The sequence below is a fragment of the Sphingobacterium sp. LZ11T8 genome, assembly GCF_024261425.1.
Lineage (GTDB): Bacteria > Bacteroidota > Bacteroidia > Sphingobacteriales > Sphingobacteriaceae > Sphingobacterium.
In genome coordinates this window covers 236769-262902 of the sequence record NZ_JANBZY010000008.1, presented here as the reverse complement: position 1 = coordinate 262902, position 26134 = coordinate 236769, and the positions used below count along the sequence as shown (strand labels likewise).

At 41.2% G+C, this 26134-nt stretch carries 23 protein-coding genes; 15 read left to right on the top strand and 8 right to left on the bottom strand.

Annotation, left to right across the window (positions count from 1 at the left end):
- Nucleotides 1-21: 21 nt before the first annotated feature.
- Together NLF99_RS17875 and NLF99_RS17870 are read left to right on the top strand one after the other, a co-directional pair.
- The gene (locus NLF99_RS17875; RefSeq protein WP_254529891.1) at nt 22-1689 is read left to right on the top strand and encodes a M28 family metallopeptidase; all 1668 of its coding nucleotides are present in this window, start codon (nt 22-24) and stop codon (nt 1687-1689) included.
- A 42-nt stretch (nt 1690-1731) separates the two neighbouring features.
- Nucleotides 1732-2148 carry a hypothetical protein gene (locus NLF99_RS17870; protein WP_214648495.1) on the top strand — a complete coding sequence of 139 codons (417 nt, stop codon included), beginning with the start codon at nt 1732-1734 and terminating at the stop codon, nt 2146-2148.
- A gap of 210 nt (nt 2149-2358) precedes the next feature.
- On the opposite strand, the gene NLF99_RS17865 is transcribed toward NLF99_RS17870, so the two are convergent.
- From NLF99_RS17865 to proS, 4 genes are all read right to left on the bottom strand, one after another.
- Nucleotides 2359-2613, bottom strand: coding sequence for a hypothetical protein (locus NLF99_RS17865; protein WP_093099024.1), 255 nt, complete (start codon nt 2611-2613; stop codon nt 2359-2361).
- Between the two features lie 74 nt (nt 2614-2687).
- A complete protein-coding gene (locus NLF99_RS17860; protein WP_185210403.1) occupies nt 2688-3836 on the bottom strand; it encodes a cystathionine gamma-synthase in 1149 nt (382 codons plus the stop codon).
- Nucleotides 3837-3864: 28 nt separating this feature from the next.
- The gene (locus tag NLF99_RS17855; RefSeq protein WP_254529889.1) at nt 3865-4653 is read right to left on the bottom strand and encodes an NAD-dependent epimerase/dehydratase family protein; all 789 of its coding nucleotides are present in this window, start codon (nt 4651-4653) and stop codon (nt 3865-3867) included.
- A gap of 9 nt (nt 4654-4662) precedes the next feature.
- Complete coding sequence (gene proS / locus NLF99_RS17850) at nt 4663-6135, bottom strand: proline--tRNA ligase (protein ID WP_185210405.1); 1473 nt, start codon at nt 6133-6135, stop codon at nt 4663-4665.
- A gap of 179 nt (nt 6136-6314) precedes the next feature.
- Between proS and NLF99_RS17845 the strand changes: the two genes are divergently transcribed.
- Nucleotides 6315-7442 (top strand): hypothetical protein, encoded by a 1128-nt coding sequence (locus NLF99_RS17845; RefSeq protein ID WP_254529887.1) that lies wholly within the window; start codon nt 6315-6317, stop codon nt 7440-7442.
- 144 nt (nt 7443-7586) lie between these two features.
- Nucleotides 7587-9143, top strand: a complete 1557-nt coding sequence (locus tag NLF99_RS17840; RefSeq protein ID WP_254529885.1) for a hypothetical protein — start codon at nt 7587-7589, stop codon at nt 9141-9143.
- Between the two features lie 165 nt (nt 9144-9308).
- On the opposite strand, the gene NLF99_RS17835 is transcribed toward NLF99_RS17840, so the two are convergent.
- On the bottom strand, nt 9309-10661 hold the full coding sequence (locus NLF99_RS17835) for a nodulation protein NfeD (protein WP_254529883.1): 1353 nt from the start codon (nt 10659-10661) through the stop codon (nt 9309-9311).
- A gap of 34 nt (nt 10662-10695) precedes the next feature.
- Between NLF99_RS17835 and NLF99_RS17830 the strand changes: the two genes are divergently transcribed.
- Genes NLF99_RS17830 through NLF99_RS17820 form a run of 3 tightly spaced genes read left to right on the top strand, consistent with a single transcriptional unit; the run spans nt 10696 to nt 13024 of the window.
- Complete coding sequence (locus NLF99_RS17830) at nt 10696-11445, top strand: hypothetical protein (protein ID WP_185210409.1); 750 nt, start codon at nt 10696-10698, stop codon at nt 11443-11445.
- 9 nt (nt 11446-11454) lie between these two features.
- Nucleotides 11455-12381 carry a LysM peptidoglycan-binding domain-containing protein gene (locus NLF99_RS17825; RefSeq protein WP_237219544.1) on the top strand — a complete coding sequence of 309 codons (927 nt, stop codon included), beginning with the start codon at nt 11455-11457 and terminating at the stop codon, nt 12379-12381.
- Nucleotides 12382-12394: 13 nt separating this feature from the next.
- A complete protein-coding gene (locus NLF99_RS17820) occupies nt 12395-13024 on the top strand; it encodes a uridine kinase (protein ID WP_185210410.1) in 630 nt (209 codons plus the stop codon).
- Between the two features lie 221 nt (nt 13025-13245).
- Here NLF99_RS17820 and NLF99_RS17815 read toward each other — a convergent pair whose 3' ends face one another.
- Nucleotides 13246-14469, bottom strand: a complete 1224-nt coding sequence (locus NLF99_RS17815; RefSeq protein WP_254529881.1) for an MFS transporter — start codon at nt 14467-14469, stop codon at nt 13246-13248.
- Between the two features lie 92 nt (nt 14470-14561).
- On the opposite strand from NLF99_RS17815, the gene NLF99_RS17810 reads away from it, so the two are divergent.
- From NLF99_RS17810 to NLF99_RS17775, 8 genes are all read left to right on the top strand, one after another.
- The gene (locus NLF99_RS17810) at nt 14562-15083 is read left to right on the top strand and encodes a DUF4442 domain-containing protein (RefSeq protein WP_254529879.1); all 522 of its coding nucleotides are present in this window, start codon (nt 14562-14564) and stop codon (nt 15081-15083) included.
- An 11-nt stretch (nt 15084-15094) separates the two neighbouring features.
- Complete coding sequence (locus tag NLF99_RS17805) at nt 15095-15520, top strand: transposase (protein ID WP_185218178.1); 426 nt, start codon at nt 15095-15097, stop codon at nt 15518-15520.
- A 10-nt stretch (nt 15521-15530) separates the two neighbouring features.
- Nucleotides 15531-16175: an SCO family protein gene (locus NLF99_RS17800; RefSeq protein WP_254529877.1), complete on the top strand. Its 645-nt coding sequence runs from the start codon at nt 15531-15533 to the stop codon at nt 16173-16175.
- On the top strand, nt 16175-16600 hold the full coding sequence (locus tag NLF99_RS17795; RefSeq protein WP_254529875.1) for a cytochrome c: 426 nt from the start codon (nt 16175-16177) through the stop codon (nt 16598-16600). Before NLF99_RS17800 ends, NLF99_RS17795 begins: the two co-directional genes overlap by 1 nt.
- A 537-nt stretch (nt 16601-17137) precedes the next feature.
- Nucleotides 17138-17716 carry a TetR/AcrR family transcriptional regulator gene (locus tag NLF99_RS17790; RefSeq protein WP_185210416.1) on the top strand — a complete coding sequence of 193 codons (579 nt, stop codon included), beginning with the start codon at nt 17138-17140 and terminating at the stop codon, nt 17714-17716.
- A gap of 5 nt (nt 17717-17721) precedes the next feature.
- Nucleotides 17722-19053: a TolC family protein gene (locus NLF99_RS17785; protein WP_254529873.1), complete on the top strand. Its 1332-nt coding sequence runs from the start codon at nt 17722-17724 to the stop codon at nt 19051-19053.
- 45 nt (nt 19054-19098) lie between these two features.
- Nucleotides 19099-20253: an efflux RND transporter periplasmic adaptor subunit gene (locus NLF99_RS17780; protein WP_185210418.1), complete on the top strand. Its 1155-nt coding sequence runs from the start codon at nt 19099-19101 to the stop codon at nt 20251-20253.
- A gap of 28 nt (nt 20254-20281) precedes the next feature.
- Nucleotides 20282-23452, top strand: a complete 3171-nt coding sequence (locus NLF99_RS17775; RefSeq protein WP_254529871.1) for an efflux RND transporter permease subunit — start codon at nt 20282-20284, stop codon at nt 23450-23452.
- Between the two features lie 1054 nt (nt 23453-24506).
- On the opposite strand, the gene NLF99_RS17770 is transcribed toward NLF99_RS17775, so the two are convergent.
- Nucleotides 24507-25073, bottom strand: coding sequence for a hypothetical protein (locus tag NLF99_RS17770; protein WP_254529869.1), 567 nt, complete (start codon nt 25071-25073; stop codon nt 24507-24509).
- Nucleotides 25074-25077: 4 nt separating this feature from the next.
- Nucleotides 25078-26085, bottom strand: coding sequence for a DNA polymerase III subunit delta (gene holA, locus NLF99_RS17765; protein ID WP_254529867.1), 1008 nt, complete (start codon nt 26083-26085; stop codon nt 25078-25080).
- Nucleotides 26086-26134: the final 49 nt, after the last annotated feature.

The following is a 26134-nucleotide window of genomic DNA, read 5'->3' as shown; positions in this document are numbered from 1 at the left end:
TAAAATTGATAATCAACAATCATGATGAACAACAAACTATTTATTAGTGCAGCCTTATTACTCGGACTTGCATCTTGTAAATCGGGGAGCGACAGTTCTTCCTATGACAAAAACAGTTTAGACTCGACAGCGATTGCTGCGATCACCGAAGATAGCTACAAAGCTTATGTTGCTAAACTATCTTCGGATGAATTCATGGGTCGTCTGCCTTTTAGCAAGGGCGATACCATCACTGTAAATTACATTCAAGAACAATATAAAACCCTTGGCCTAGAACCAGGAAACGGCGACTCTTTTTTCCAAGAGGTGCCGATGGTGGAAATCAGCTCTAAACCTGTTAATCCAACTCTGACCTTTAAAGGTAAAAACGGCGATCTTACAGCTCAATACCTAGATGACTATGTAATCGGTACTCCCCAAATGGCGGAAACCATCGATGTTGAAAACACCGAACTGGTATTTGCTGGATTTGGGATCGTAGCACCTGAATATAAATGGAATGACTATGAAGGTCTTGATGTAAAAGGCAAAACCGTTGTGGTGATGGTCTCTGACCCAGGTCGCTATGACAAAACATTATTCAAAGCTGATACCATGACCTATTACGGTCGTTGGATCTACAAATTCGAGGAAGCATCTCGTCAAGGTGCGGCTGGTATCTTGTTAGTTCATGAAACTGAAGCTGCGAGTTATGGCTGGAATGTGGTAAGAAGTGGTTGGACAGGCCCTAGATTATCATTGGTTCCTGAAAACAAAGGTGCCAACTTGAGCAAATTCCAAGGTTGGGTAAGCAATGAAACTGCAAAAAAACTATTCCAATTGGGTGGATTGAATGCAGATCTGATGGAACAAGCTAAAAAACCTGGATTTAAGGCCGTTCCATTGAATGTGACGACGAATGTTAAATTGGCAAACAGCTTCAGGGAGTCTAAATCCAATAACGTATTAGGGATGATCAAAGGTTCTAAAAGGCCTGATGAAACCATTATCTATACCGCTCACTGGGATCACTTAGGAATTGGTGAAGCTAGCAATGGCGACTCTATTTTCAATGGAGCGATGGACAATGCTACAGGTGTGGCTGCCTTATTTGAATTGGCAAAAGCCTTTAAAGCGGCAAAGGTTCAGCCAGAGCGTTCAGTTGTGTTCTTAGCGGTTACTGCAGAGGAACAAGGTTTATTAGGTTCTCAATATTATGCTGAAAACCCTGTATTCCCATTGAACAAAACGGTTGCCAATATAAATATGGACTCCTTCAATCCTGTAGGTGCCATGAACGGTTTCCGTGTAACTGGAACAGGACAGACGGAATTGGAAGACTATGCCATCCTATCGGCAGCTAAATTTAACCGTAAGATGGTACCAGAAGGAAGTGCTACAGGTGGTGGATTCTACCGTTCTGACCATTTCAACTTTGTGAAAGTAGGTGTACCAGGTCTATACATGGGCAGTGGTGGGGATTACTTAGAATCCGACACAACCGTTATCAAGAACCGTCAGAAGGCATTAGCAGGCCGCTATCATGCCGTGACTGATGAACTAAATGACAACTGGAACTTCGATGGAATCATTGCCGACATCCGATTATTTTTTGATATTGGCTACACTTTAAGTATGGATACAATTTTCCCTAACTTTAAAGCAAAATCAGAGTTTAAAGAATTAGGCGACAAACGCCTTTCAAAATAGTATATTTGTGAATATTATATAATTGAAACTATGCTTACAGGAATGAAACATCTACACTCAACCCTAGCTATTGTATTGTTAATAGCGTTGGTCATTGCAATCATCATTACATTGGTAAATTACTCTGGAAACAAGCCTTACAACCGTAAGATCGCTTTAATCGGATTAATCAGTGGACACCTTCAATTGGTAATTGGTTTGGTATTATACTTTACATCCCCACTGGGATTAAGCAGCTTTTCAGGAGAAAACATGAAAAATAGCGGAGCTAGATTGTACTTCTTGGAACATCCAATTATGATGATCTTAGGTCTAGTATTGATTACAATGGGATACTCTAAAGCTAAGAAATTAGCAGATCAAAAAGCCGCTAACAAAACAGTGCTTATTTACTATATCTTAGGATTGGTATTGATCCTTTCAAGAATCCCTTGGTCTACTTGGTCGATTTTTAACTAGTATTTTTAAGTATAAAGTATCTAGTATTTAGTATTTAGACTCTAAAAGAATTAATAAAGGGGCAATGAAAATTGCCCCTTTAACTTTACCTACTGATACCCATAGGTCTAAATACTAAATACTTACTACTAAATACTCCCTAATAATCCTACAAAAAGAGAGGGCTAAACAGATGTTTAGCCCTCTCTTTTTGTATTGTATATCTTGCAATTACTTTTTGCTGAATCCTAAGATTGCAAAAACAACTTTGAATGCTAAGAAAGAAGCAACGATAAGTGCAATGTTAGCGATCCATGAGAATACAGATCCTAATTGATCCAACGCAGGGATTACATCCGGTACAAAACGAATAAACACGCCTACTAAGCCGATAACGATGGCAATAGTTAATGATACATAATATTCAGTACGGTTTGCATTATTGTCCGTATGTTTTGCTGGTCTTTCTACAGTTGTATTTTCCATAATTGATAATCTCCTATTAAAGCTGCACAAATGTACAAAAGTCTGTGTGCAAATAAAATAATAATTACAATAAATTAACGCGATAAGGCTTGTTCCAGATCAGCGATCAGGTCTTCAGCATCTTCCACCCCTACCGAAAGGCGCAAAAGGTTATCCACTACACCTACTTTTTCTCTAGTTTCTTTAGGGATCGAGCCATGGGTCATGGTTGCAGGGTGGTTGATCAATGATTCCACACCACCTAATGATTCAGCTAAAGTGAATACCTTGAATCCAGAAGCGACGCGGAATGTTTCCGCCAAATCAGCTCCTTTGATTACGATAGATACCATGCCTCCGAAATCCTTCATTTGTTTCTTGGCAACATCATGTCCTGGATGGTCTTCAAATCCTGGCCAATAGATTTTTTCTACCTTAGGATGGTTCTTTAGATATTCTGCTACCTTTCTTCCGTTCTCACAATGAGCCTTCATACGAAGGTGCAAAGTTTTGATACCACGAAGCACTAAGAATGCATCCTGTGGTCCTGGAGTACCTCCGCAAGCATTATAGAAAAACCATAATTTCTTGTACAACTCTTCATCATTCATCACCAAAGCTCCCATGACCACATCAGAGTGACCACCAAGATATTTAGTTACTGAGTGCATCACGATGTCAGCACCAAGGTCCAATGGGTTTTGAAGATAAGGAGAGGCAAAAGTATTGTCTACCGCGTAAAGGATTTTCTTTGCTTTTGCGATCTTCCCTATAGCTTCGATGTCTGCTAATTTCAAGGTTGGGTTGGTTGGAGTTTCCACCCAGATCAATTTTGTCTTGTCTGAAATAGCATCTTCCACTGCTTTTACATCGGAAGTATTGACAAACTTAAAGGTAATTCCAAGGGGCTCATAAACTTTTGTGAAAATACGGTAAGAACCACCGTATAGATCATCACCGGTTACCACCTCATCTCCAGGTTGCAATAAGCGCAATACACAATCTGTTGCGGCCATTCCTGAAGAGAATGCTAAACCAAACTTTCCATTTTCCAACGCTGCGATACAATCTTCGAGTGCCTTACGGGTAGGATTGGTACCACGTGAGTATTCATAACCTTTATGGTCACCCGGTGCTTTCTGTTGGTAAGTTGAGGTTTGGTATATCGGCGTCATCACTGCGCCAGTTGTAGGATCTGCCTCCTGTCCGGCATGAATTGCCTTGGTTGCAAATTTGTAATTCATATTATTTTGTATTAGTCGGACTAAGTTATTAAAAATCTAATGGAGAAGGGTATTTAAACTCGTAATTCAACAAATTGATGATCTTATCCGAATTTACCACTTTCTGGAAACTGTCCTTCGGTTCAAAAGCACTTGGATAACTGTACATATATTTCTGGGCGCTTTTCAGGATCACCTCCTTTTTCAAGGGATGCTCCGGAGCCACCAGATTATAATAACCGGTTGGCAGATTGATTTCGAGACTCCGCTCGATGATTCCAACAACATCATCCAAATGGATAAAATTTGAAGGTTGACCCCCAATATGCACCACCTTATCCTGAAAGTATTTAGCCAGTATTCTTTCATTCCCAAATAAGCCTCCTAGCCTAAAAGTAGATGAATAAGGGAGGCTCATCATTTTCTTTTCAGCCATTCGAAGCTTTGGGGACATCAATTCTTCTTCCACAAAGCTTTCATCAAAGTTGCCATCCTGATCGGGATAAACTCCAACGGAACTCAAAAAGATATGCTTTTTATAATTTAAGGAACATAGAATATTGAAAACATGCGAAAAGCGATGCTCTATTTCTGCCTCCGTATTTCTCTGCGTGGCTGGAATCGAGTTGACGATCGCATCAAAACTGACATCAACTGGAAGATCCAGGTTGAGATCCCTGTCAAAGTCGTGGATAAACGCAAAAATACCATCGCCTTGCAAGCGATGGTATTTTTCCTCTGTACGGGTCGTTACCCACAGATTCCAACCTTTCTTTTTGAGCTGACGAGCAAGTTCTTCACCTACCCATCCACAACCCAATATCAAAAGGTTCTTCATTTCATTATATTAATATGCTTTCGCAAATAAAACACGTTGTTTCGAAGGTTTACCTGTAAAGATACAAACGCCTTCCTCTTCTTTAGCATCCAAAGGAATACAACGGATCGTTGCTTTGGTCTCTTCCTTCACACGTTTTTCGGTCTCTACCGTTCCATCCCAGTGTGCAGAAATAAATCCACCTTTTTCTTCCAATACTTGTTTGAATTCCTCATAAGAATTTACTTCAGTGATATGTTCATCACGGAAAGTCAATGCCTTATTATAGATGTTATCCTGGATTTCTCCCAACAAGGCCGCAATACGGTCTGGCAATCCAGCTTGCTGAACAGTTTCTTTCGTTTGTGTATCACGGCGAGCAAGCTCCACGGTACCATTCTGCATATCACGAGAACCTAGAGCTACGCGCAAAGGCACGCCTTTCAATTCCCATTCTGCAAATTTGAATCCTGGTCTTTGTGTATCGCGATCATCATATTTCACACGGATATCCAATTGCTTCAAAGCGGCACTCAATTGATCCACATAAGCATCAAGGTTTGCTTTTTCTTCATCGGTCTTATAAATTGGGACGATGACTACCTGAGTTGGCGCCAATTTCGGAGGCAATACCAACCCTTGATCATCAGAATGCGCCATAATCAAAGCACCCATCAAACGAGTGGATACTCCCCAAGATGTAGCCCAAACATAATCTAATTTTCCTTCTTTGGAAGTAAACTTCACATCAAAAGCTTTTGCAAAATTTTGACCCAAAAAGTGTGATGTCCCTGCTTGCAAAGCTTTACCATCCTGCATCAAGGCTTCGATACATAACGTATCGATCGCTCCGGCAAAACGCTCGTTTTCAGTTTTCCTTCCACGAACCACTGGAACCGCTAAGGTTCCTTCCGCAAATTCAGCATAAACTTCCAACATTTGCTCTGCCTCAGCAATAGCTTCTTCGCTGGTCGCGTGTGCAGTATGGCCTTCTTGCCATAGGAATTCTGCTGTACGAAGGAATAAACGCGTACGCATTTCCCAACGAACGACGTTTGCCCACTGATTTACCAAGATTGGAAGATCACGATATGACTCGATCCATCCGCGGTATGTATTCCAGATAATGGTTTCTGATGTTGGACGAACGATCAATTCCTCTTCCAGTTTAGCATCTTCATCAACGATAATGTTGCCATTACCATCATTCTTCAACCTATAGTGAGTAACAACGGCACATTCAGTGGCAAAGCCTTCAACATGGGAGGCTTCCTTAGAAAAGAAAGATTTGGGGATAAATAAGGGGAAATAGGCATTGGAGTGGCCCGTTTCTTTAAATCTTTTGTCAAGAACGGCTTGCATTCTCTCCCAGATTGCATACCCGTATGGTTTGATCACCATACAACCTCTTACTGCAGAGTATTCTGCTAGATCGGCTTTTATTACCAGATCGTTGTACCATTGCGAATAATCTTCGCTACGGCTTGTTATCCCTTTACTCATTCGAAAATTTAAATAGTATTTTAACCTAAAAACATGGGTTTGCGTGTACTTTAACACATAAATAACCAAAGCAAAAAAATAATTTGTAATTTTGATTGGTAGATTAAACCCTGACGATAAAATCGGGTCTAAGATAATAATTAATGACTGTAATATCGAATTTTAACTGTTTTAGAATCATGAAAAACAACAAGATATTTTTGGGAGGGTTAGCCTTAGCTTTCGCAGCTCTGATTAGCTCCTGTTCGACAACAAGCCGGACAGTATACCGTGACGATGTCTATAATAACAGGGACAATGGTACGGTTTATCAAAGCCCAGATTACTACTATACTGATGGCACGGACGAAGAATCCATTGCTCAATCAGATTATTATGCAGATGAATACTCCGATGAGGATTATGTAGAAGGCGGTGTTGAGGAATTAGAATATGCAAACCGCATCAACCGATTCTATTACAATTCTCCAGGAATGATGTACTACGACCCTTGGTTTGACCCATGGTATGGCTATTCTGGTTTCGGCCTTGGCTGGAACTCTGGATTTGGCTGGTCCTTAGGCTTTGGTTGGGGATCTCCATATCTTGGCATGGGCTGGGGTTGGGGAAGTCCTTACTACGGCTACGGATGGGGAAGACCTTATTATGGCTACGGATGGGGTAACTATTGGGGCCCTAACTCCTACTATAATTACTGGGGACACCCTTACTACGGCGGTGGTTACTACGGTAATGCATACTATGGCGGAAACTACTACGGAAACAGACGCGTAGCATCTGGTAGAAGTTATTCAAGTGGATATGCCCCTCGATCAAACAGTGGCCGAGTAACTAGAGATGCAAGCGGAAGATTTGTGAATAGCAGATCAGGTGTATCTTCAGGACGTAGTGGCACAAGATCAAGCGGTACTGTAGGTAGAACTCCATCTTCAAGATCAGGCTCTAGCAGATCAGAAGGTACGATCAATAGAACTCCTTCTTCAAGGTCAGGTTCTAGCAGATCTCAAGGTACGATCAATAGAACTCCTTCTTCAAGATCAGGTTCAAGTAGATCCCAAGGTACGATCAATAGAACTCCTTCTTCAAGATCAGGTTCTAGTAGGTCTCAAGGTACGATCAACAGAACACCTTCTAGATCTTCAGCTCCAAGCACCAGATCATCAACTCCTCGTTCAAGCGGAAGCTTTGACCGCGGTAGCTCAGGTAGCTCTGGCGGATTCAGCAGAGGAAGCTCTGGTGGTAGCAGCAGAAGCTCTGGTGGTGGCGGTGGCTCTTCTTCTTCAGGAAGAAGCGGAAGCAGACGCTAATTACTACAGATATATGGTATAGCCAATATAAATTTATATTGGCTATACTTTTTTTCGGATACATGTTTTTAATATAACCTCTATCAATCTTTGGCCGCCGTTCCTGAGTGACCTAAGAAAAAAACAAAAGATCAAAATTACACAATGAAAAAAATCTTACTCTCCCTTACCTGTCTTGCCCTCGCATACAACTATTCAAACGTACAAGCCCAATCATTAGTAGACAATTCCTTGTTGATCTCTAGAGACATTACAAATGGAACTGCTCGTTTTAAGGCTATGGGAGGGGTTAATACGGCCTTAGGTGGCGATATCAGTTCTGTATCTGGAAACCCTGCCGGTCTTGGTTTCTTCGGACAGTCCGATGTCTCCCTTTCCGTAAACTATTTGAACAACAATAATAAATCAAACTTTTTCGGCCAATCTACAACTCAAGGTCAAGGTAAGTTCGGACTGGAAAATTTAGGTATTGTCATCCACTACCCTACGCATAATGATCCTGATTATGGCTGGCAAAATTTTAATGTCGGTCTAAGCATAGACAAACAGAATAATTTCAGCGATCACCTGAAATATGCAGGGACTAACAACCAAAACTCTTTGGTTCATTCCTACACGGATATTATGGAGGATGATGATGTATTCGCTAAGGATTTCTGGAATTCATACCTAGTGGAACAAGGTCCTGGCGCTAATGGAAGGTACTTCCCTACTGTTTTGGAAGCTGACCCTAAAAACCAACAGATGGATTTAGTGACAACAGGTTATAAATATAATACCAACGTTTCCTTTGGTGCCAACTATGGCAATAAAATATATATCGGTGCAAGGTTTGGATTCATATCCTATAAATATGATTCCAAAGCTACTTTGTTAGAAAAAGGATGGACCAAGACTGCTGCAGAGATCAAGGCAGATAATCCAGATACAGATTTTGCGAACCCGAATGATCCTGCCAATAAATATACCGACATCAGCTATGACTTAACGGATTTCAATGACCTGACCTTAAAAGGTTCAGGCGTTAATTTCGGATTAGGGGCTATTTTCAAACCTACTTGGGATTGGAATATCGGCATCAACATTTCCACTCCTACCTGGACGGAAATCCAAGAAGATAGCAATATTGAAACTATAGTGGATTATTATAAGGACGAAAATACAACCACTTCCTTACACCCTGGCTACGGTTCCAAGAACTATGGTCAATCCTATGATTATGCCGTAGTTTCTCCTTGGAAGACTGCAGTTGGTCTTACCAAGTTCTTTGGAAGGGGCCTGCTTTCTGCCGAAGTGGAATACCTAAACTATTCGTCCATTAAATACCGCGAAATTGTAACCGACCCTGACTATACATTTGAAAGTGAAGTAAACAACAATATCAATGATACCTTCAAAGGTACCTTTAATTTCAAGGTAGGTGGTGAAATCTTGATTACAGATCAATTAGCTGCCCGCGCTGGTTTCAACCTGATTGGATCCCCTTACAAAGGTGACACCCAAAGCGACTATATTGCAAGCTTAGGTTTAGGCTATGTCCTTACCAAATCCTTATATGTGGATTTAGCGGCAATGCAATACAAGCAATTCAACTACAACCACAGCCCTTATACATTCTCCTCTTGGAACAGTCCAATTCCAACAGCAGAAGTGAAAAATACACGAACAAACGTAGTCCTGACTTTAGGCGCTAAGTTTTAAAAAATAAAAGCCCGGAATATAATTCCGGGCTTTTATTTTTTAAAGTATTTAGTAGAAAGTATTTAGTATTTAGACCATTTACCTTCAACAGGACATATCTCAAATCTCAATACTCAATAATCATATCTCTCTTAGAGCCTTTCTATCTCATATCTCAATACTCTCCTACGCTTTACGCTCTGACAACTTCCTTACAAAGAGGTTGTAGTTCTCGTGTTTTTCAACATAGATCTCTTCCCCAACATCTATAAAGCTATCTAAGGAAACCGCATCGTACCATACATTGTCGATTTCTATTTTTCCACTTGGGCGCAGGACCGTTTTGGTCACCCCAACCTTATTGATCAGATTAGGTTTAGCAACTGAAGAGGTATAACCTTCATCCGCTTTTTGTTCATCTTGCAAGACCAGTCGTTTGAAAGTTGGAGATTGCAATACATTTTTGCCAAAAATAACCATCAAGACAATGGTCAAGATCATGGCGCCTATTACTATTATAAAGGAATTCATCAATAATCCTGGTTGGGTAAGTTTAAAATCAAAATAATCATTAGCTACCATTGAGAAAGCCAATCCGCATAAAACTAATATAATTCCCGCAATACCAGCGACCCCAAAGCCTGGAATTACAAATATTTCCAGCACGAGGAGTATGACACCTAAGACAAAGATGGCAATCTCCCAGTTATCCGCTAGGCCCTGAAGGTACAACGGAGCAAAGAACAAAGCAGCACAGACCAGGGCAACCACTAAGGCAAATCCAATTCCTGGAGCCTGTAACTCAAAATAGATCCCTCCAATAATTCCCATGATCAGCAAACCACTAACCAAGGGATTGATCAAAAGGGCAATCAAAGAGTCGACCCAGGTAAGCTTATGTTCAGTGACCTCTGGCTTCTCTATATTGAGATCCGAAAAGATATCCACCTGGCTTTTCACTTCTTTCTTGGCCAGTCCAATCTTGACAGCTTCAGAGGCTGTCAGGGTCAATAATGTACCATCTTCTTTAAGCTCAGGAACCGAAATAGCGGGGTCTACAAATGCCTCGGCAACCTTCGGATCCCTCCCTTTGGCTTCAGCGGTTGCCCGCATCAGGCCACGCATATAGGATTGGTATTTTTCCGGAAGGACTTCGCCCTGTTGATTCACCACCGATGCGGCGCCTAGGCTTGCACCCGAGTGCATGTAAATATAATCCGCTGCTAATGAGATCAATGCTCCTGCAGAAGCAGCATTATTGTTAACATATACAATAGTTTTGAACAGATTTTCGTTTAATAGGCTAGAACGAATAGAATCGGCAAAATTCAAAGCACCACCAAACGTATTAAGATCGATCAATAAATACGCTGATTTGTTCAATTTGGCTTGCTTTATCGCATTTTTCACGGTACGCCATGCATTGGGACCAATATCTTCCTTGATTGGCACAGAATAAACCGTCTGTGCATTAGATTGAAAGAAACTCACAAAGCAAATGACGAGAATACCTAAAATGTATTTTGTAAATTTGTTCATAATAGTGTTTTTTACCGAATTTGCTTGTCATCGGATGACTAAATATACGATAAATAAAATTTTCGAGAAAGCATTCCCTACGAATATCTGGAAAATAGAGATTGACTCCGTAAAGCCCTATGTAGCTATAGAAACTAGGGATGTGGAGACTACTCTGGCTTCTTTCTTTGTGTTCGATTTCGAAGGAAATTGCCTCATGTCACCATGCCAAGCGGATGGAAAGGAATGGACACTGGATTCCATCCAAAATGGCTATTTGATCCTTAAGCGGATCGGTGAACAGACACCGGTGCAAGAAGGGATACAGATCATCCAGATCCATAACAATGAAATTATCTTCAGCAGTTATGAGTTTGTCTTACTCGATGTTTTCAAAGATTACATCCATGCCAGGCACCGTAGCATCTCCTCTGGAGAAAGCATTGCCATCAATATCAAGAATGGAGAATACAGCTCCGCAAACGACATTCAGTTTGATATGGCATGCAACAAAGTACAGTACCCAGTCACGTATCAACAGACCCCACGATTTCTAAAAAATGAACATAACATCGGTCCCCTTTGGTTGAGCAAGTGCGGACACCATTTCCTTTGGTGTTACCACAAGCAGAAAAATGACCATTTCGACCTTTGTTTGGCAACAAGTAATTTAAACCAGATACTAGATCAACAAGTCATACTTCATGACATGGAGAAAATGATTCCCCAACCCTATTTCCAATTAGGAAGTCAAGTCTTCTTTATGTCCTTTAACAAGAGAGAAATTGTTTCATATTTAGTATAATTGCATTCAATGATGAAAGAACGATTATTCAAAAAGTCTTACAAAAAGACTATTATTATATTTTCTGCTGCTTTTTTATTCGCTGGAATCTCTCTGGCACAGGCCCAATCCAGCAATCCTAGTCAAAAGAAAACTGTAGTAAACGGAAAAACTTTTATAGAACATAGTGTCACTGCAAAGGATACTTATTACCAACTGAGCAGGATTTACGGCATTCCCGTGAAGGATATCATGAATGCCAACAATAAAAAGAATTTACGCGTGGGTGATGCCGTCTATATCCCTTTTAAGGAGGAAGAAAAAAAACAGGACAATAAACCGGCGGTTGTTCAGAACGAACCCATCAATAGGGATTCAAAGCCTTTGGGAGATCCCAATGGAGAAACCATTCAGGCTAAGATCTTAACCGAATATAAGGTTGGATCCAATGAAACCCTATATTCCATCGCCAAGCGTTTTTCAACCACAGTAGACAACATAAAAAAGCTAAATAGCCTGGATTCGGACACCGTTCGCGAAGGTCAGACCTTAAAGATTCCAGATGGCAATGTGGTCGTAATCCAGAAAGAAACCGCACCAGCGGCCATCAACCTCCCTATCCCTGAAAACATTTCCAAGGAAGAGATCGAATTCGAAACCAATCGCTACGGCATCCGCGAGAAAAAAGAAAAAGGTATAGGCATCTGGATGGAAAACCTGGAGTCCGGTGGCCGCAGTAACCTGGCTTTGCACCGTACAGCTCCAGTAGGTACAATTCTAAAAATTACAAACCCATTGACAAAAAGTGTTACCTTTGCGAAAGTTGTAGGAAAATTCTCCGATACTGCAGAAAGCAGAGATGCTATTGTTATTCTTTCCAAATCCGCAGCATCTTATATTGGAGCACTTGATAAACGATTCCTTATTGAAATTGCCTACGGCGCACCAGTAAATTAGTGCAAGTTAAAAAATGGACAAACCCTATGTAATTGGAATCGCTGGAAGCAGCGGTTCAGGAAAAACTTTCTTTTTAAAAAGCTTTTTAAATCATTTTTCGCAAGAAGAAGTCACCTTGATCTCTCAAGATGATTACTATATCCCTGCCAATACCAAAACAAAAGAAGAAAATAGGCTCTATAATTTTGACTTGCCGACTTCTATCAACCGCGAGTCGTTCTACCAGCACATCAAGGAACTCTTTGAAGGAAATACGGTATTCCAAAAAGAATACACCTTCAACAATCCTGATCTAGAACCCAAGATGTTGGAAATCAAACCTGCCCCTATCCTAGTTGTTGAAGGCCTGTTTATTTTCCATTATGAGGAAATTAATGAACTGCTGGACTATAGGATCTTTTTGGATGCCGATGAACCCATCGCACTCGAAAGACGATTGAGACGTGACCTTGTAGAACGTGGCTACGACCATGACGATGTTATGTATAAATGGATCAACCATGTGGTCCCTTCATACAACCAATATCTTCTCCCTCACCGTGAAGAATGTGACTTGATCATCCATAACAATGTGGATGACCCACTTGTCATTCAAACCTTCACCAACGATATTGCAATCGAACTCAGAAAAAGAATTGGATAATTATTTTTAATTAATCTAAATTAGCTATCTTTGCATCATGTACGAGACCATGATCAAGCTGCATATTTTAGAAAACAACCCTTTTGAAGACCAGAAGGGTCACTCTCCTTTTAACTCCAATGGAGAACAGGTTTTTAAAAAATGTTGTAAGAAATATAAAAAGGGCAAAAGATGCAAAAAATGCCCAGGTAGATCTGAATAAAAAAAGCTATTCTTCCTCCCTATTCTTCCACATAGTCAAGATCTTTATCAAAGCTCTCCTTTAAGCGCGTAAGGGCAAAAATAGCGATCAATGACAGCAAGACGATCATGATCATGGCCGCAGCGATAATACCCACCCAATTTACCAATACCCCATACATCAATGTCGAAGGAATCAATGCTCCTCGCACAAAGTTAGGCGCTGTAGTGGTAACCGTCGAACGTATATTGGTTCCGAACTGCTCTGCTGCAATAGTGATAAAGGTTGCCCAATAACCCACACCCAGCCCCATCAAGAATGCCAACCACATAAACTCCTGTTCTGAAATCCCTTGCCGGGTCAAATAGATACAAGAAAATAGGAGGATCAATATTTGATAGATAAAAACCACCTTACGCCTTGATCTAAAGATCTGGGCTAACCAGCCGGCAAGAAAATCACCTAAAGAAATCCCCAGATAAGTAAACATCACTCCTTTCCCCGCACTCAGGGTCGTCTGCGCATTCAAGGCCTGCCCAATTTCAGGTGCCTGTGTGACCAGGACTCCCACGACAAACCAAATCGGCAATCCGATGCACAAACAGTACAGGTACCTTCTAAATCGATCCCCATTGTTAAACAGCATCGATATCTTGCCCTTCTGTACCGACTTATTCTCCAAGGAGGAAAACATGCCTGATTCCAAAACCCCGACCCGCATAAATAACAATAGGATCCCCATGCCGCCACCAACAAAATAAGCGGTCCTCCAACTGAACCATTCGGAGATAAAGTAGGCCAAAATCGCCCCTAAGACCCCTACTCCAGCCACGATCATGGTACCATAGCCGCGCTTCTTTCGGTGCATGCTTTCAGAAACCAAGGTGATTCCGGCCCCTAATTCACCCGCTAATCCAATACCAGCAACAAACCTAATTATTCCATAGGTCGTGACATCATGGACAAAACCGTTGGCAATATTGGCTATGGAATAAAGCAGGATGGAACCGAACAGGACCTTCAGCCTTCCATATTTATCACCCAACACGCCCCATATCACACCCCCGATCAGTAAACCTCCCATCTGCATATTGAGAACAAATTCACCCTTGCTGCGCATCTGATCTGCTGGAACCCCGATATCACTGAAAGACTTTATACGGACGATAGAGAAAATAATGAGGTCGTAGATATCAACAAAGTAGCCCAATGCGGCCACAAAAATCAATATCCATACGTTCTTGTTAGGTTTTTGAGCGTCCATAATCCAGGAATATTTATTGAATATAAGGCAGACTTTCTTTTATTACAATAGAACGATGTTTTTTGTTAGAAATTAACTGTATTTTTATCGCCATGAAAGTATCTCCAAATACTTTAAAGTGGGGACTTAGATTGTACCCACCTTTCTTTTTCCAACGCATCTGGGTGCGCAGGATTCTGGACAATTTCTTAGGGGCAGATGTCAAGATCAACAGAAGCATTCTCAACATCAATTCCAATAGAACCATATTTGGAGGGACTATCTTTTCCGCAATCGATCCTTTCTACCCCATCCTTTTGGACCAATATTTCAAACATCAGGGAATAATGCGAACTGTGGCTTGGTTAAAAACAGCCCATATCGACTATATCAAACCCGGAAGGTTTGACTTGGAGGTAAACATCCGCCTTAATCAGCAAATCTTGGATGAAACCCTGCAAACCATTAAAAAGGAAGGAAAAGTGGTCAGAACCTTTCAGACCCAAGTCTTTGACAAACACGGAACCTTATGTGCCGTCGCTCATAATGAAATCTATATCCGTGACCTGGACTTTAACTTCGAATCTTTAAATCCTGCTCCTACTCAAATTGAGAAATCGAGTATAGAACTATAATTTAATTAATCATGAAAAAATTAATCTTATTAAGTGCAGCATTTTCCATTGCATTTGCTTCTTGTCAAAACAAACAGGTTGAAAACAAGGATCAAAAACTTTCTGAACAGGCAATTGCTATCCATGATGAAATCATGCCTCAAATATCACAGTTTGATAAAACGACCATTAAGATCGACTCTATCATCAGCAACCTAGCAACGATCAAGGCAACTAAGGCCGACTTGGATACCGCAAAAACTCGTGTTGACCTGACAAACCTGAAAGATAGCATCGAGAATGCAACAGACCATATGATGACCTGGATGAAGGATTATGATGCAATGAACGAAGATGAAGCCTATCAACAAAAAGAGGTTGACAAAATCAGCGCAATGAAAAATCAATTCGATCGCGTTTCAGAACAAATCAAAACTTCATTAGCAGCATTCAATTAATAAAAACAAAATGAAAAAGTACTTAGGCGGAGCGTTTGCCGCATGTATGGCCAGTGTTGTATTATTCTCCTGTGGACCCACGGAAAGAAAACTGCCTATCTATGGTGAACGTAGTCCAGTTGAAAAAGAAGTCGATGGCAAAAAGGTCGTTGACACCATTTATCATACCATCCCTAATTTCTCTTTCCTAAACCAGGATAGCACAAACTTGACCCAAGATTTTTTCAAGGACAAGATCTATGTGGCCAATTTCTTCTTTACCCACTGTCCAAGTATTTGCCCTACCATGCAACGTAACTTGCTGAAGGCATACGAAAAATACAAAGGCAATGACAAGATCGCTTTCCTTTCCCACAGCATCGACTTCAAATATGACCAACCATCTGTTCTGAAGGATTATGCTACCAAACTGGGAGTCGATAATGATCAATGGCAATTTGTGACCGGAAGCAAAGCTGATATTTACGGCATATCCGAAAAATACATGGTCTTCACCAAAGAAGATCCCAATGCTCCAGGAGGCTATGACCATCAAGGGTATCTAGTGATCATTGATCCTGAGAAAAGAATCCGTGGCGCTTATGATGGCACTAACGATGAACAAGTAAAACAACTATTGGAAGATCTTGATGTCATATTAGCAGAATACAAATAATGATAGCTCGATACTTCATAGGTTCTGTTGCACTCGTTTCCATGCTTTATTTTCTGTTTTCCTGCAATACAGATCTAAGTGTGGAAACGATGCAATATGCTACCAACGGACAGAAAATTTATGTCAAGCATTGCCAAAATTGCCATGGCGCCAATGGAGAAGGACTGGGCAAACTATACCCTCCCCTTACCGACGCCCAGTTCCTGAACGAGAACAGAAGCAAATTGGCATGCATCGTCAAAAACGGCATGTCCGGCGAAATCAAAGTCAACAACACCCTATTCAATCAACAGATGCCAGGAGTACCCGAACTCTCCGCTGTCGATATCGCCTATGTCCTTACCTATGTCACCACCTATTTCGGCGATAGCAAAACCCATTTCAAAAAAGAAGAAATCGAAGAGTTTTTGCGCAATTGTGAATGAGAGACATTAGACAATAGACATAAGACACTAGACCTTTCTGAAGGAAAGCAAATAAGTCATTAAGAAAAAAAACAAGCTAATTGTTGGAAAGTCGGCATTACTGTCGGGGGCACATTCCAGCGCCATATTGTAAAGATGCTGTTGGTCTATCCTCTTATCCAATAAATTCCAATTAATCCTAGTTCTAATCCCAGATCTTGGTCTATCCTCTCATCCTTTCCATCCTGGTTCAAACCCAGATCTTGGTCTATCCTCTTATCCCTTCCATCCTGGTTCAAACCCAACCCTACCTATTCATCCTCAACACTTTACACAAACCCCTGGAAAAAGAAAAAGGTTTTCAAACGGGGAGAATGAAAACCTTTAATAACCAATTATAAACCTAAATTATGATACTACAAAGGTAAGTGTAAAAAATACACACGTCAAGGGGAAATTGAATATTTAACAATTTCTTAACATAGCATCCGATTTAATCGCATTTATAACGAATACGTGACACAATTGCCTCAAAAAAAAGCCTACATTTGCAACCGAATGAACATTCAATTGACAGAAAAGAAAGAGCAGATCTTCTTTAGCACACTAAAACTAATTAATACTCATGGGTTTCACGGATCTCCAATGAGCAAGATTGCTAAAGATGCAGACGTAGCAGTAGGCTCGATCTATCATTATTTCCCTTCCAAAGAGGATTTAATCTTAGAATTATACTGGTATTGTAAAGAAAAATTGAACAATCAGGTTTTTTCAGCCATAGACCCTACCTTGGCGTACGAAAAAAAATTCAAGCAAATCTGGAGAAACCTCGTGTTGTACTATCTGGACAACCTAGACCATTTCGGGTTTTTGGAACAATTCTATGGATCCCCTTTCTATGAAGGTATCCGTAAAAACATCTTCCAACAAAAGTCCGAAAGAAACGTTTTGCTTCATTTTTTAGATGAAGGGGTCCGCTTAAAACATTTGAAAGATTTAAATGTTCGACTATTAATATCTGCCTACTTGGGCGTAGCTATCTCCCTGGTTAGGGGCTGCTTATACGAAAAATCAAAACCTACTGATCAAGAAATTGAAACCATGGTAGACATCATTTGGAACGGGGTTAAAAAATAATATATATGAATTTTAGAATTAAGGACTTATTAGTTTATCTTTCCTTTACTGCGATCTCTGTAGGATCAGTATTTGCCCAAACGACAAATAACCTGAACAGTAATGCCACCTTGGACGAATTGATCCAATATGCTTTGGAAAACAAAATCGAAATCAGACAAGCACAGATCGACCAGGAAATCGGCGAACGCGAAATCGCATCAGCCCTTTCGGGTTGGTTCCCGCAAATCAATGCCAACGGTAGCCTCACCCACTTTACGCAATTGCCAACCGCCAATATCAACGGCCAGAACATTGCAATGGGACAGAGCAATACCTCCGCATTGACCTTTCAAGCAGATCAAGCAATAATTAACCCAGGCTTGTTCCAAGCTTCTAAGGCTGCCAAATTCATCAGACAACAAAATGACCTTAGCGTTGAAGACACTAAAATCAATACCGTAGTCGATGTCAGCAAAGCTTATTACGATATCTTAACAAGCGAAGAACAGATCAACATCATCCAGGAAAACATCGCACGCCTGAACCGCCAGTACACGGAGGCCAATGCACGTTATGAAACTGGATTGGTCGATAAAACAGACTATAAAAGAGCCCAGATTTCTTTGAACAACGCTAAAGCTGAATTAAAATCTGCATTGGAGTTTAGAAAATATAAATATGATTATCTAAAGACCTTGTTGGGCTTGAACCCAACAAACGGTTTGACGCTCTCTTTTGAGAACCAAAACATGGAATCCAATGTTCTGATGGATACCACAGATGTCCTGAATTATAACAACCGCGTTGAATTGAGACAATTGCAGACCATGAAGGACATCCAAAAACTGAACACACAGTATCAAAAATGGCAATTCCTTCCTAAGTTAGGAGCCTTTGCAAACTACGGTCTTAACTATAGGAACAATTCATTCGCGGACCTGTATGGCGATAACTTTCCACAGTCCAGCTTTGGCCTGAGCCTATCCTTCCCTATTTTCCAAGGAGGAAAACGCGTGCAAGAAATCCGAAAATCAGAGTTGTTGGAATCAAGAATTGATATGGACATTGAAAACCTAGAAAACCAGATCGGTGCTCAATATTCCGCTGCCATGGCTAACTACCGTGCCAATATCAATGAATGGAGAAATGCAAAAGAAAACGTAGAGCTTTCAGAAGAAGTATACGCTACGATCAAATTACAATATGATGCAGGGGTAAAGACCTATCTAGAGCTGATGACTGCGGAAACAGACTTGAAAACAAGCCAATTGAATTACTTGAACTCGCTGTATGCCGTACTGTCAAGCAAACTAGATATTCAAAAAGCATTGGGAACAATCAATTTTGCTAATTAATACAACAACATCCACAATACAATTCACATAAGAAACTACGAAAACATGAATACAACTCGTTTATTTTCAACAATACTTTTAGGCTCTGGACTGTTCTTTACAGCTTGTGGCAACAAAGAGGGATCAAAACAACAAGGTCCTGGGCAGATGCAAGCGCAGGCCATGCCTGTTACCATGGCTGTTGTACAACATGAAATCGTTTCAGGACAGCATAGCTATCCAGCGAACGTTGTTCCATTACAAGAAACTGAAATTAGAGCAGAAGTCTCTGGCTATATCACCAATATCAGCGTTGCTGATGGTGCCCATGTCAGCAAAGGACAGAAACTATATGATATCGACCGCGTTCGTTATGCAGCTGCAGTCGACCAAGCCAAAGCAAATCTTGAAATCGCTAGAGCTAACCTAGCTCGTGTGGAAAAAGACTTGCAACGCTATCAGACCCTAGCAGATAAAGATGCGATCGCTAAACAAACATTGGATTATGCATTCACTGATGTCAATAATCAAAAAGCACAGGTACAAGCTGCCGAAGCTGCTTTAACTACTGCTAGAGTTAACTTGCAACGTTCTAGCATCGTCGCACCTTTCTCGGGAACCATTGGTATCTCCCAAGTGCGTAATGGCGCTTTAGTATCAGCCGGAACAACCTTATTGAACACCATCAGTTCAACAAACCCAATTGCTGTAGAATTCCAGATCAATGAAAAAGAGATCATGGAGTTCAGCAACCTTCAATCAGGTAAATCAAGTACCCAGATCAACTTGACTTTGCCAGATGCAAGTACTTATGGTTCTCATGGTAGAATCTCAACAATTGACCGTGCAGTGGATCCTCAAACAGGTACTTTAAAGGTTAGAGCTACTTTCGACAATCCCAACAATACTTTACGTGCAGGTATGAACTTGAACTTGAATGTGGTAAGTACTTCAAAAGAAGAAGCTGTGGTAATTCCTTACCGTGCCATCTTTGAGCAGTTAGGTTCATTCTCTGTTTATACGGTAACCGACAGTAGTACTGTGGACTTGAAACAAGTAACATTAGGACAAAAATTAGGCGACCGTGTCGTGATTACAAAAGGTATCAACCCTGGAGAGAAAATCGTCGTTGATGGGGTAACCTCATTGAAACCAGGCGCAAAGGTTGTGGACAAAGCCACAATGGCTCCTCAACAACCTCAAGCTCAACCGAAAAAATAAGTGCTGTTCCACAAAATATAATTAACGAATGATCTCAGAAGTATTTATAAAAAGGCCGGTAACGGCGATGGTGGTATCCATTTTGATTTCGATCATTGGGGTTATCGCGATCACAACCTTACCTATCAGTCAATATCCCAATATTGCGCCCCCTACTGTATCGGTTTCAGCAACCTATACAGGTGCGGATGCACAAACAGTAGAAAAAACAGTAACGACACCTATCGAGAGTCAGATCAACGGTACTCCCGGAATGATCTATATGAGTTCCAACTCAACCTCCGATGGTGGTTCACGTATCACGGTAACTTTTGAAGTAGGTACCGATATCGATATTGCAACCTTGGACGTACAGAACCGTGTGAGTATCGCAGAACCCGTATTGCCAGAGGCTGTACGCCGTTTAGGGGTAACCACGCGTAAGGTTAATACCGATATCTTGATGATGGTTTCCTTGGTATCCCCAGATGGTAGCCGCGATATCAACTTCCTATCCAACTACATCAACCTTTACCTGAAAGACGCCTTATTGCGTGTCCCTGGTGTGGGTGATGTGCAAGCTTTCGGTCAACCATTCGCCATGCGTGTATGGTTAGATGCCAATAAACTTGCTAACATCGGGATGTCTCCAGCAGATGTCAATACAGCTATCCAAGAACAGAACTCCCGTATGCCGGGTGGTTCGGTAGGTGCCCGTCCTCAGGAAAACATGCAGGTATTTGAATACCCAATCGTAATGGACTCCGATTTGGAGGAAGTGGACCAATTTGAAAACATCGTAGTAAAAACAAATGCAGATGGTTCCATCGTGCTTTTGAAAGATATAGCTAGAGTAGAACTAGGACAATTTAACTACGGTATTACCAACAAGGTAAATGGAAATACAGCATCGGGTATGATGATTTCCCAAACCCCTGGTGGTAATGCGGTGGAAACTGCCGATGGTATCTATAAGACCTTGGAGGAATTGAAGAAGTCATTCCCTACAGGTGTTGATTATGTTGTAGGTTATGAAACTGTATCGGTGGTAAACGCTTCCATCAGTTCCGTAATCCATACCCTAATCGAAGCCATGATCTTGGTAACCTTAGTGGTATTCTTCTTCCTACAAAGTTGGAGAGCAACCTTGATCCCATTATTGGCGATTCCAGTATCCATTGTGGGTACATTTATCTTCTTTACCTTATTTGGCTTCTCGATCAACAACTTAACGATGTTGGCATTCGTACTCGCCATCGGTATCGTAGTGGATGATGCCATCGTTGTGGTGGAGGCCGTCCAGCATTATATCGACCATTATAAGATGGATGCGAAAGAAGCGACCATGCGTGCCATGAAGGATATTACAGCGCCCGTTATTGCCATTGCCCTGATCTTGGCAGCGGTGTTCGTTCCGGTAGGATTTATCCCAGGGATGGTTGGTAAACTGTACCAACAGTTTGCGATTACCATTGCTGTATCCGTAATGCTTTCGGCATTTATTGCACTTTCCCTGACGCCTGCCTTATGTTCGATCATGTTGAAACCTTCGGCAACAACAAAGGACTCCAAGGGTTTGAACAAATTCTTCTATAAATTCAACGTTTGGTTCGACAAGGTGACCTACCGCTATTCCAAAGGTGTTAAAAAAGCGATTAAGTCAGCTCCACTGGTATTGATTATCTTGGTCTGTATCTTCGTAGGAACCGGATGGATGTTTACCGCTAAGAAAGCCGGATTTATCCCTAATGAGGATGGTGGTATCTTCTTTATGGGAGTCAGCTTACCAGAAGGGGCATCCAGTGCACGAACCGAAGAAGTCTTGACGGAATTGACGAACGATCTTCGTAAGGAATTCCCAGAAATCAACTATGTGACTTCCATCAACGGTATGAACTTATTGAACCGTTCTGCAAAACCAAACGGTGCATCCCTTTTCGTATCCTTAAAACCATGGGATGAAAGACAGAAAACCGTATCTGATATCACAGGTGCCATCATGGGTAAATATCGAGGCTATTCGAAGGCTACTGTAATTGCTGCAACTCCGCCGCCAATCCCTGGTTTGGGTACCGCGGGTGGTTTCACCATGGAGATCCAGGATAGACAGACTGTCGATATCAAAGATTTCGAAGCAATGGTAGGCCGATTCTTGGCTGCTGCAAACCAACGCCCTGAAATTGGAATGGCCTATACCCTTTTCAACAGTAATTCACCGAACTACAAATTACAGGTAGACCGTGAAATGGCTAAACGTATGGGTGTTCCCGTTTCCAATATCTATAGCACTATATCTTCTTACTTAGGTAGTAGCTATGTGAATGACTTTACCAAATACGGCCGTAACTTCCGTGTAGTAACACAGGCAGATACCAGCTACCGTATGCATATCGAAGACATCAATAAATTATATGTGAAAAACGTTCAGGGTCAACCAGTGCCTATCTCAAACTTAGTGCGATATGAACTGACAACAAACCCTTCGATCGTCAACCACTTTAACATTTTCCGTTCGATCCAGATTTCTGGAGAGGCTGGTCCAGGTTACTCATCCGGTGATGCCATCCGCGCATTGGAGGAAGTAGCTGCTCAGACCCTTTCCGATGGATATTCGTTTGAATTCTCAGGACTATCCCTGCAAGAGAAACAGTCGGGTAGCAAAACCATCCAGATCTTTGCACTCTGTATCTTGTTCGTGTTCTTGTTATTGGCTTCATTATATGAAAGTTGGTCGGTACCATTCTCCATCCTGTTATCTGTACCTCTAGGTATATTCGGAGCGATCTTAGCATTGACCTTATTACCTAACTTGGACAATAACATCTATGCACAGATTGGTTTGGTAACCATTATCGGTTTGGCGGCCAAGAACGCGATCTTGATCGTGGAATTTGCCAAGGAACGGGTGGATATCGGAATGAACCTGGTTGAAGCAACGCTAGACGCTGTTAAACTTCGTCTGCGTCCGATCATCATGACCTCATTGGCATTTATCTTAGGTATTATCCCATTGATGTTGTCTACAGGTGCAGGTGCTGTATCAAGACAGACTATCGGCTGGACCGTATTCGGGGGTATGACAGCAGCAACTTTCCTTGCCATCTTTATCGTACCGGTGCTTTTCGTAGTGATTACACGAATGGCTTACGGTAAAAAGAAATTAGCAGAATTGGAAGCTAGTTTCGATGAGGAGAAAAAGAAAAGCCTAAGTGCGCACTAATTTAGTTTAACTCCATATTTTTAAAAGGCTCGTTCAGCAATGAACGAGCCTTTTTTGTTTGATATCTTCCCAAGATTTTAGGCATATGCCATCCGACACATAGGACGTACTAGACTAGATGAGGGGAAGAAAGTTAAAAAAATAATGAAAGTTTTTGGCAAGAACCTTCGGGATTCCTTTTACTCTCATTCGAGGCATATTCGGAATTTTCAATATATGCCTCGAATAAGGTCCGATTGATGTCCAATGGATCTTAAAAATTTTTAATTTTTGATTTCAACAAAAATGGAATCGGAAAACTTATTGTGAAGTGCGATGCTTTAAATCTATACAATTTCTAAGGAAGAATCGAGTTTTCCATGTTAAGGAATTTTGAATACGTAGAAGGGGCTGTTTGTATGGTTGTTGGTATTGAACCAGGATGGAAGGGATAAGAGGATAGACCAAGATTTGGATCAACATTTCGCTGGAAAGTCCATCATACTGTTGGGGAGTATCGAATACGCCCAGCCCCAAAGACTCTGTTTTCTTGTAGCTTCGGTACAGGAAATGTACGCCAATACATTATTTTCTTCAGTTTAGTTTATAAATAAGGTACTGTCCCGAGATATTTCGTTCCTACCAATGAACTGTGTTCCTAGATATTTAGACCCATATTAATTTTCCAGAAGAATATTTTTTATCCGCCATACATCCCCGGAGGGGATGAATTATTTTAGCATGGATGGTAAACAATATAGGGCTAATGCAAAAACGATGTTCGATTAATCGAACATCGTTTTTGCGCGACTTTCAGGCTAACGTGCTATGCCAGCTAAAATAATGGAACCCCAAAAGGGGGTCTATATTTAAAAATAAAAGAGCTAATAGATTTTCATTGCCAACATGCTGTCATCACCTTCCGATAAATTTAGTTCAAATTTTAAACCCTCAACATGACAAAAAAAGGAAAATTGACGGTACAAGAAAGTACCCAATTTTATCCATATTGATTGATATTAATGGAGTGTATTTTTCTCAAATTCCTTCGAATGGACCTCAGCATGAAAACACCTTACTTCAGCATAATCCCCACGGAAAGGTTCAGATGTTGATGATCGAAATTGCTGGTATAAAAACTACCATGCAGTTGTTGGTAGGCATAAGTGGCTGAAATCGTGAATTTGGTTTTGCTCAGGGAGTCAAAAAGGTAAAAGACACCTGCTTTGCCCATAAAGCCTTTATCATAGACCGGACCGATACTCGCAGAATAACCAGCATTAGCCAAGAAACCGATTCTGGATGCTTGTCCAAAATCCTTCACTGGCAATCTTGCATCAATGAATATTGGAAAAAGATTACGGTCATATTTGGATTTCCTCCCATCGGTATTTGCTACTTCCCCAGATTTGCTGTAATCTCCTTTCAGGGTTTCATTACCAATCCCTAGCCCTAAATAGGCTTTATCATCAAAGTTCTTTCCAAAAATAAAATGCAGGGAATATCCATTGAAGGTGCCTTCATAACCGGGATTACGGAGGCCAAGATTTCCACCACCTTGAATTAAGGTATAATAGGAGCTTTGGGCAAAACCCAAGCTACTGATCAGCATCAGGATAAGAAGAGAAAATAGCTTTTGCATGTTTTTAGTTTAATATTTTATAGATCAGTTCGGTCAACAGATCACCGGATTCAGTCAGGTGTCCCACATTCATTCCTTTTGATTTCAGGTCGAATTCCTTGATCAGATGGATGATTTCAAAGGTTTTCCTTCTATTGAAGTTCCTAGCGGCATATTCGTATTCCTTGACGAAAAACGGATGTACCCCGAGCTGCTTGGCAGCCACGGCCGAAGATTTATCGGGTAGGTAATGGTATTTCAGGATCTTGGTGAAATAGGTGCCCAGAAAACCAATCACCACCGGCATCGGGTTACTCTTTGGGTTGGCAGCAAAATAATCCACGATCTGGAAAGCTTTCAGCGCATTCCGCTTGGAAAGAGCGGTATTCAATTCAAATACATTGAAGTCCTTGCTGATACCGATGTTCTGCTCCACATCCACAGTGCTGATTTCTTTGTCTGCAGGAATATTCAGTTGCAGTTTTTCGATTTCATTGGCAATCTTAGATAGATCGGTCCCCAAGTATTCGGCCATCAGCGCAGCTGCCTGCGGATGCACCCTTCTCCCTGAAGCATTCAGCTGCTCATTGATCCAGGCTGCCACCTTATCTTCATAGAGCTTATTGGATTCCAGCACCACTCCTGCCTTCTCCAATAATTTAAAGGATTTTTTCCGCTTATCAAACTTGCTGTATTTATGGGCAAAAACCAATACGGTTGAAGGAGTTGGCTGTTCTAGGTATTTTTGCAGGAGTTCATCATCCTTCCATTTCAGGTTCTGCGCTTCCTTGACCACAATGACCTGATGGTCACTCATCATGGGATAGCGTTTGGCCATGCTGATAATGCTGGAGAAGTCCGCATCCTTACCGTACACGACCGACTGGTCGAAACCCTTTTGGGCATCGTCGAGGACGGTATGTTCTATGGCATCAGAAATCAGGTCGATAAAGTAAGGTTCTTCACCATGCAGTAGGTAAACTGGGGCGAGTTTTTTTTTCTTGATATCGGATAAAATGGATTGGACATTCATGCTGTACGAAAGTACGAAAATACATAGACTTTTGCTTGTTGGAAAAGGT

Excerpts from the sequence above, each read along its gene's own strand:
- NLF99_RS17860 (WP_185210403.1), bottom strand. The coding sequence starts at position 3,836 with ATGAATTACAAATTTGCAACCAAGGCAATTCATGCCGGACAGGAGGCA.
- NLF99_RS17810 (WP_254529879.1), top strand. The coding sequence starts at position 14,562 with ATGAAAGTATCTCCAAATACTTTAAAGTGGGGACTTAGATTGTACCCA.
- NLF99_RS17840 (WP_254529885.1), top strand. The coding sequence starts at position 7,587 with ATGAAAAAAATCTTACTCTCCCTTACCTGTCTTGCCCTCGCATACAAC.
- NLF99_RS17775 (WP_254529871.1), top strand. The coding sequence starts at position 20,282 with ATGATCTCAGAAGTATTTATAAAAAGGCCGGTAACGGCGATGGTGGTA.
- NLF99_RS17770 (WP_254529869.1), bottom strand. The coding sequence starts at position 25,073 with ATGCAAAAGCTATTTTCTCTTCTTATCCTGATGCTGATCAGTAGCTTG.
- NLF99_RS17790 (WP_185210416.1), top strand. The coding sequence starts at position 17,138 with ATGAACATTCAATTGACAGAAAAGAAAGAGCAGATCTTCTTTAGCACA.
- NLF99_RS17870 (WP_214648495.1), top strand. The coding sequence starts at position 1,732 with ATGAAACATCTACACTCAACCCTAGCTATTGTATTGTTAATAGCGTTG.
- NLF99_RS17825 (WP_237219544.1), top strand. The coding sequence starts at position 11,455 with ATGATGAAAGAACGATTATTCAAAAAGTCTTACAAAAAGACTATTATT.
- NLF99_RS17835 (WP_254529883.1), bottom strand. The coding sequence starts at position 10,661 with ATGAACAAATTTACAAAATACATTTTAGGTATTCTCGTCATTTGCTTT.
- NLF99_RS17785 (WP_254529873.1), top strand. The coding sequence starts at position 17,722 with ATGAATTTTAGAATTAAGGACTTATTAGTTTATCTTTCCTTTACTGCG.
- NLF99_RS17820 (WP_185210410.1), top strand. The coding sequence starts at position 12,395 with ATGGACAAACCCTATGTAATTGGAATCGCTGGAAGCAGCGGTTCAGGA.
- holA (WP_254529867.1), bottom strand. The coding sequence starts at position 26,085 with ATGAATGTCCAATCCATTTTATCCGATATCAAGAAAAAAAAACTCGCC.
- NLF99_RS17780 (WP_185210418.1), top strand. The coding sequence starts at position 19,099 with ATGAATACAACTCGTTTATTTTCAACAATACTTTTAGGCTCTGGACTG.
- NLF99_RS17875 (WP_254529891.1), top strand. The coding sequence starts at position 22 with ATGATGAACAACAAACTATTTATTAGTGCAGCCTTATTACTCGGACTT.
- NLF99_RS17805 (WP_185218178.1), top strand. The coding sequence starts at position 15,095 with ATGAAAAAATTAATCTTATTAAGTGCAGCATTTTCCATTGCATTTGCT.
- NLF99_RS17795 (WP_254529875.1), top strand. The coding sequence starts at position 16,175 with ATGATAGCTCGATACTTCATAGGTTCTGTTGCACTCGTTTCCATGCTT.
- NLF99_RS17855 (WP_254529889.1), bottom strand. The coding sequence starts at position 4,653 with ATGAAGAACCTTTTGATATTGGGTTGTGGATGGGTAGGTGAAGAACTT.
- NLF99_RS17800 (WP_254529877.1), top strand. The coding sequence starts at position 15,531 with ATGAAAAAGTACTTAGGCGGAGCGTTTGCCGCATGTATGGCCAGTGTT.
- NLF99_RS17830 (WP_185210409.1), top strand. The coding sequence starts at position 10,696 with ATGACTAAATATACGATAAATAAAATTTTCGAGAAAGCATTCCCTACG.
- NLF99_RS17865 (WP_093099024.1), bottom strand. The coding sequence starts at position 2,613 with ATGGAAAATACAACTGTAGAAAGACCAGCAAAACATACGGACAATAAT.
- proS (WP_185210405.1), bottom strand. The coding sequence starts at position 6,135 with ATGAGTAAAGGGATAACAAGCCGTAGCGAAGATTATTCGCAATGGTAC.
- NLF99_RS17845 (WP_254529887.1), top strand. The coding sequence starts at position 6,315 with ATGAAAAACAACAAGATATTTTTGGGAGGGTTAGCCTTAGCTTTCGCA.
- NLF99_RS17815 (WP_254529881.1), bottom strand. The coding sequence starts at position 14,469 with ATGGACGCTCAAAAACCTAACAAGAACGTATGGATATTGATTTTTGTG.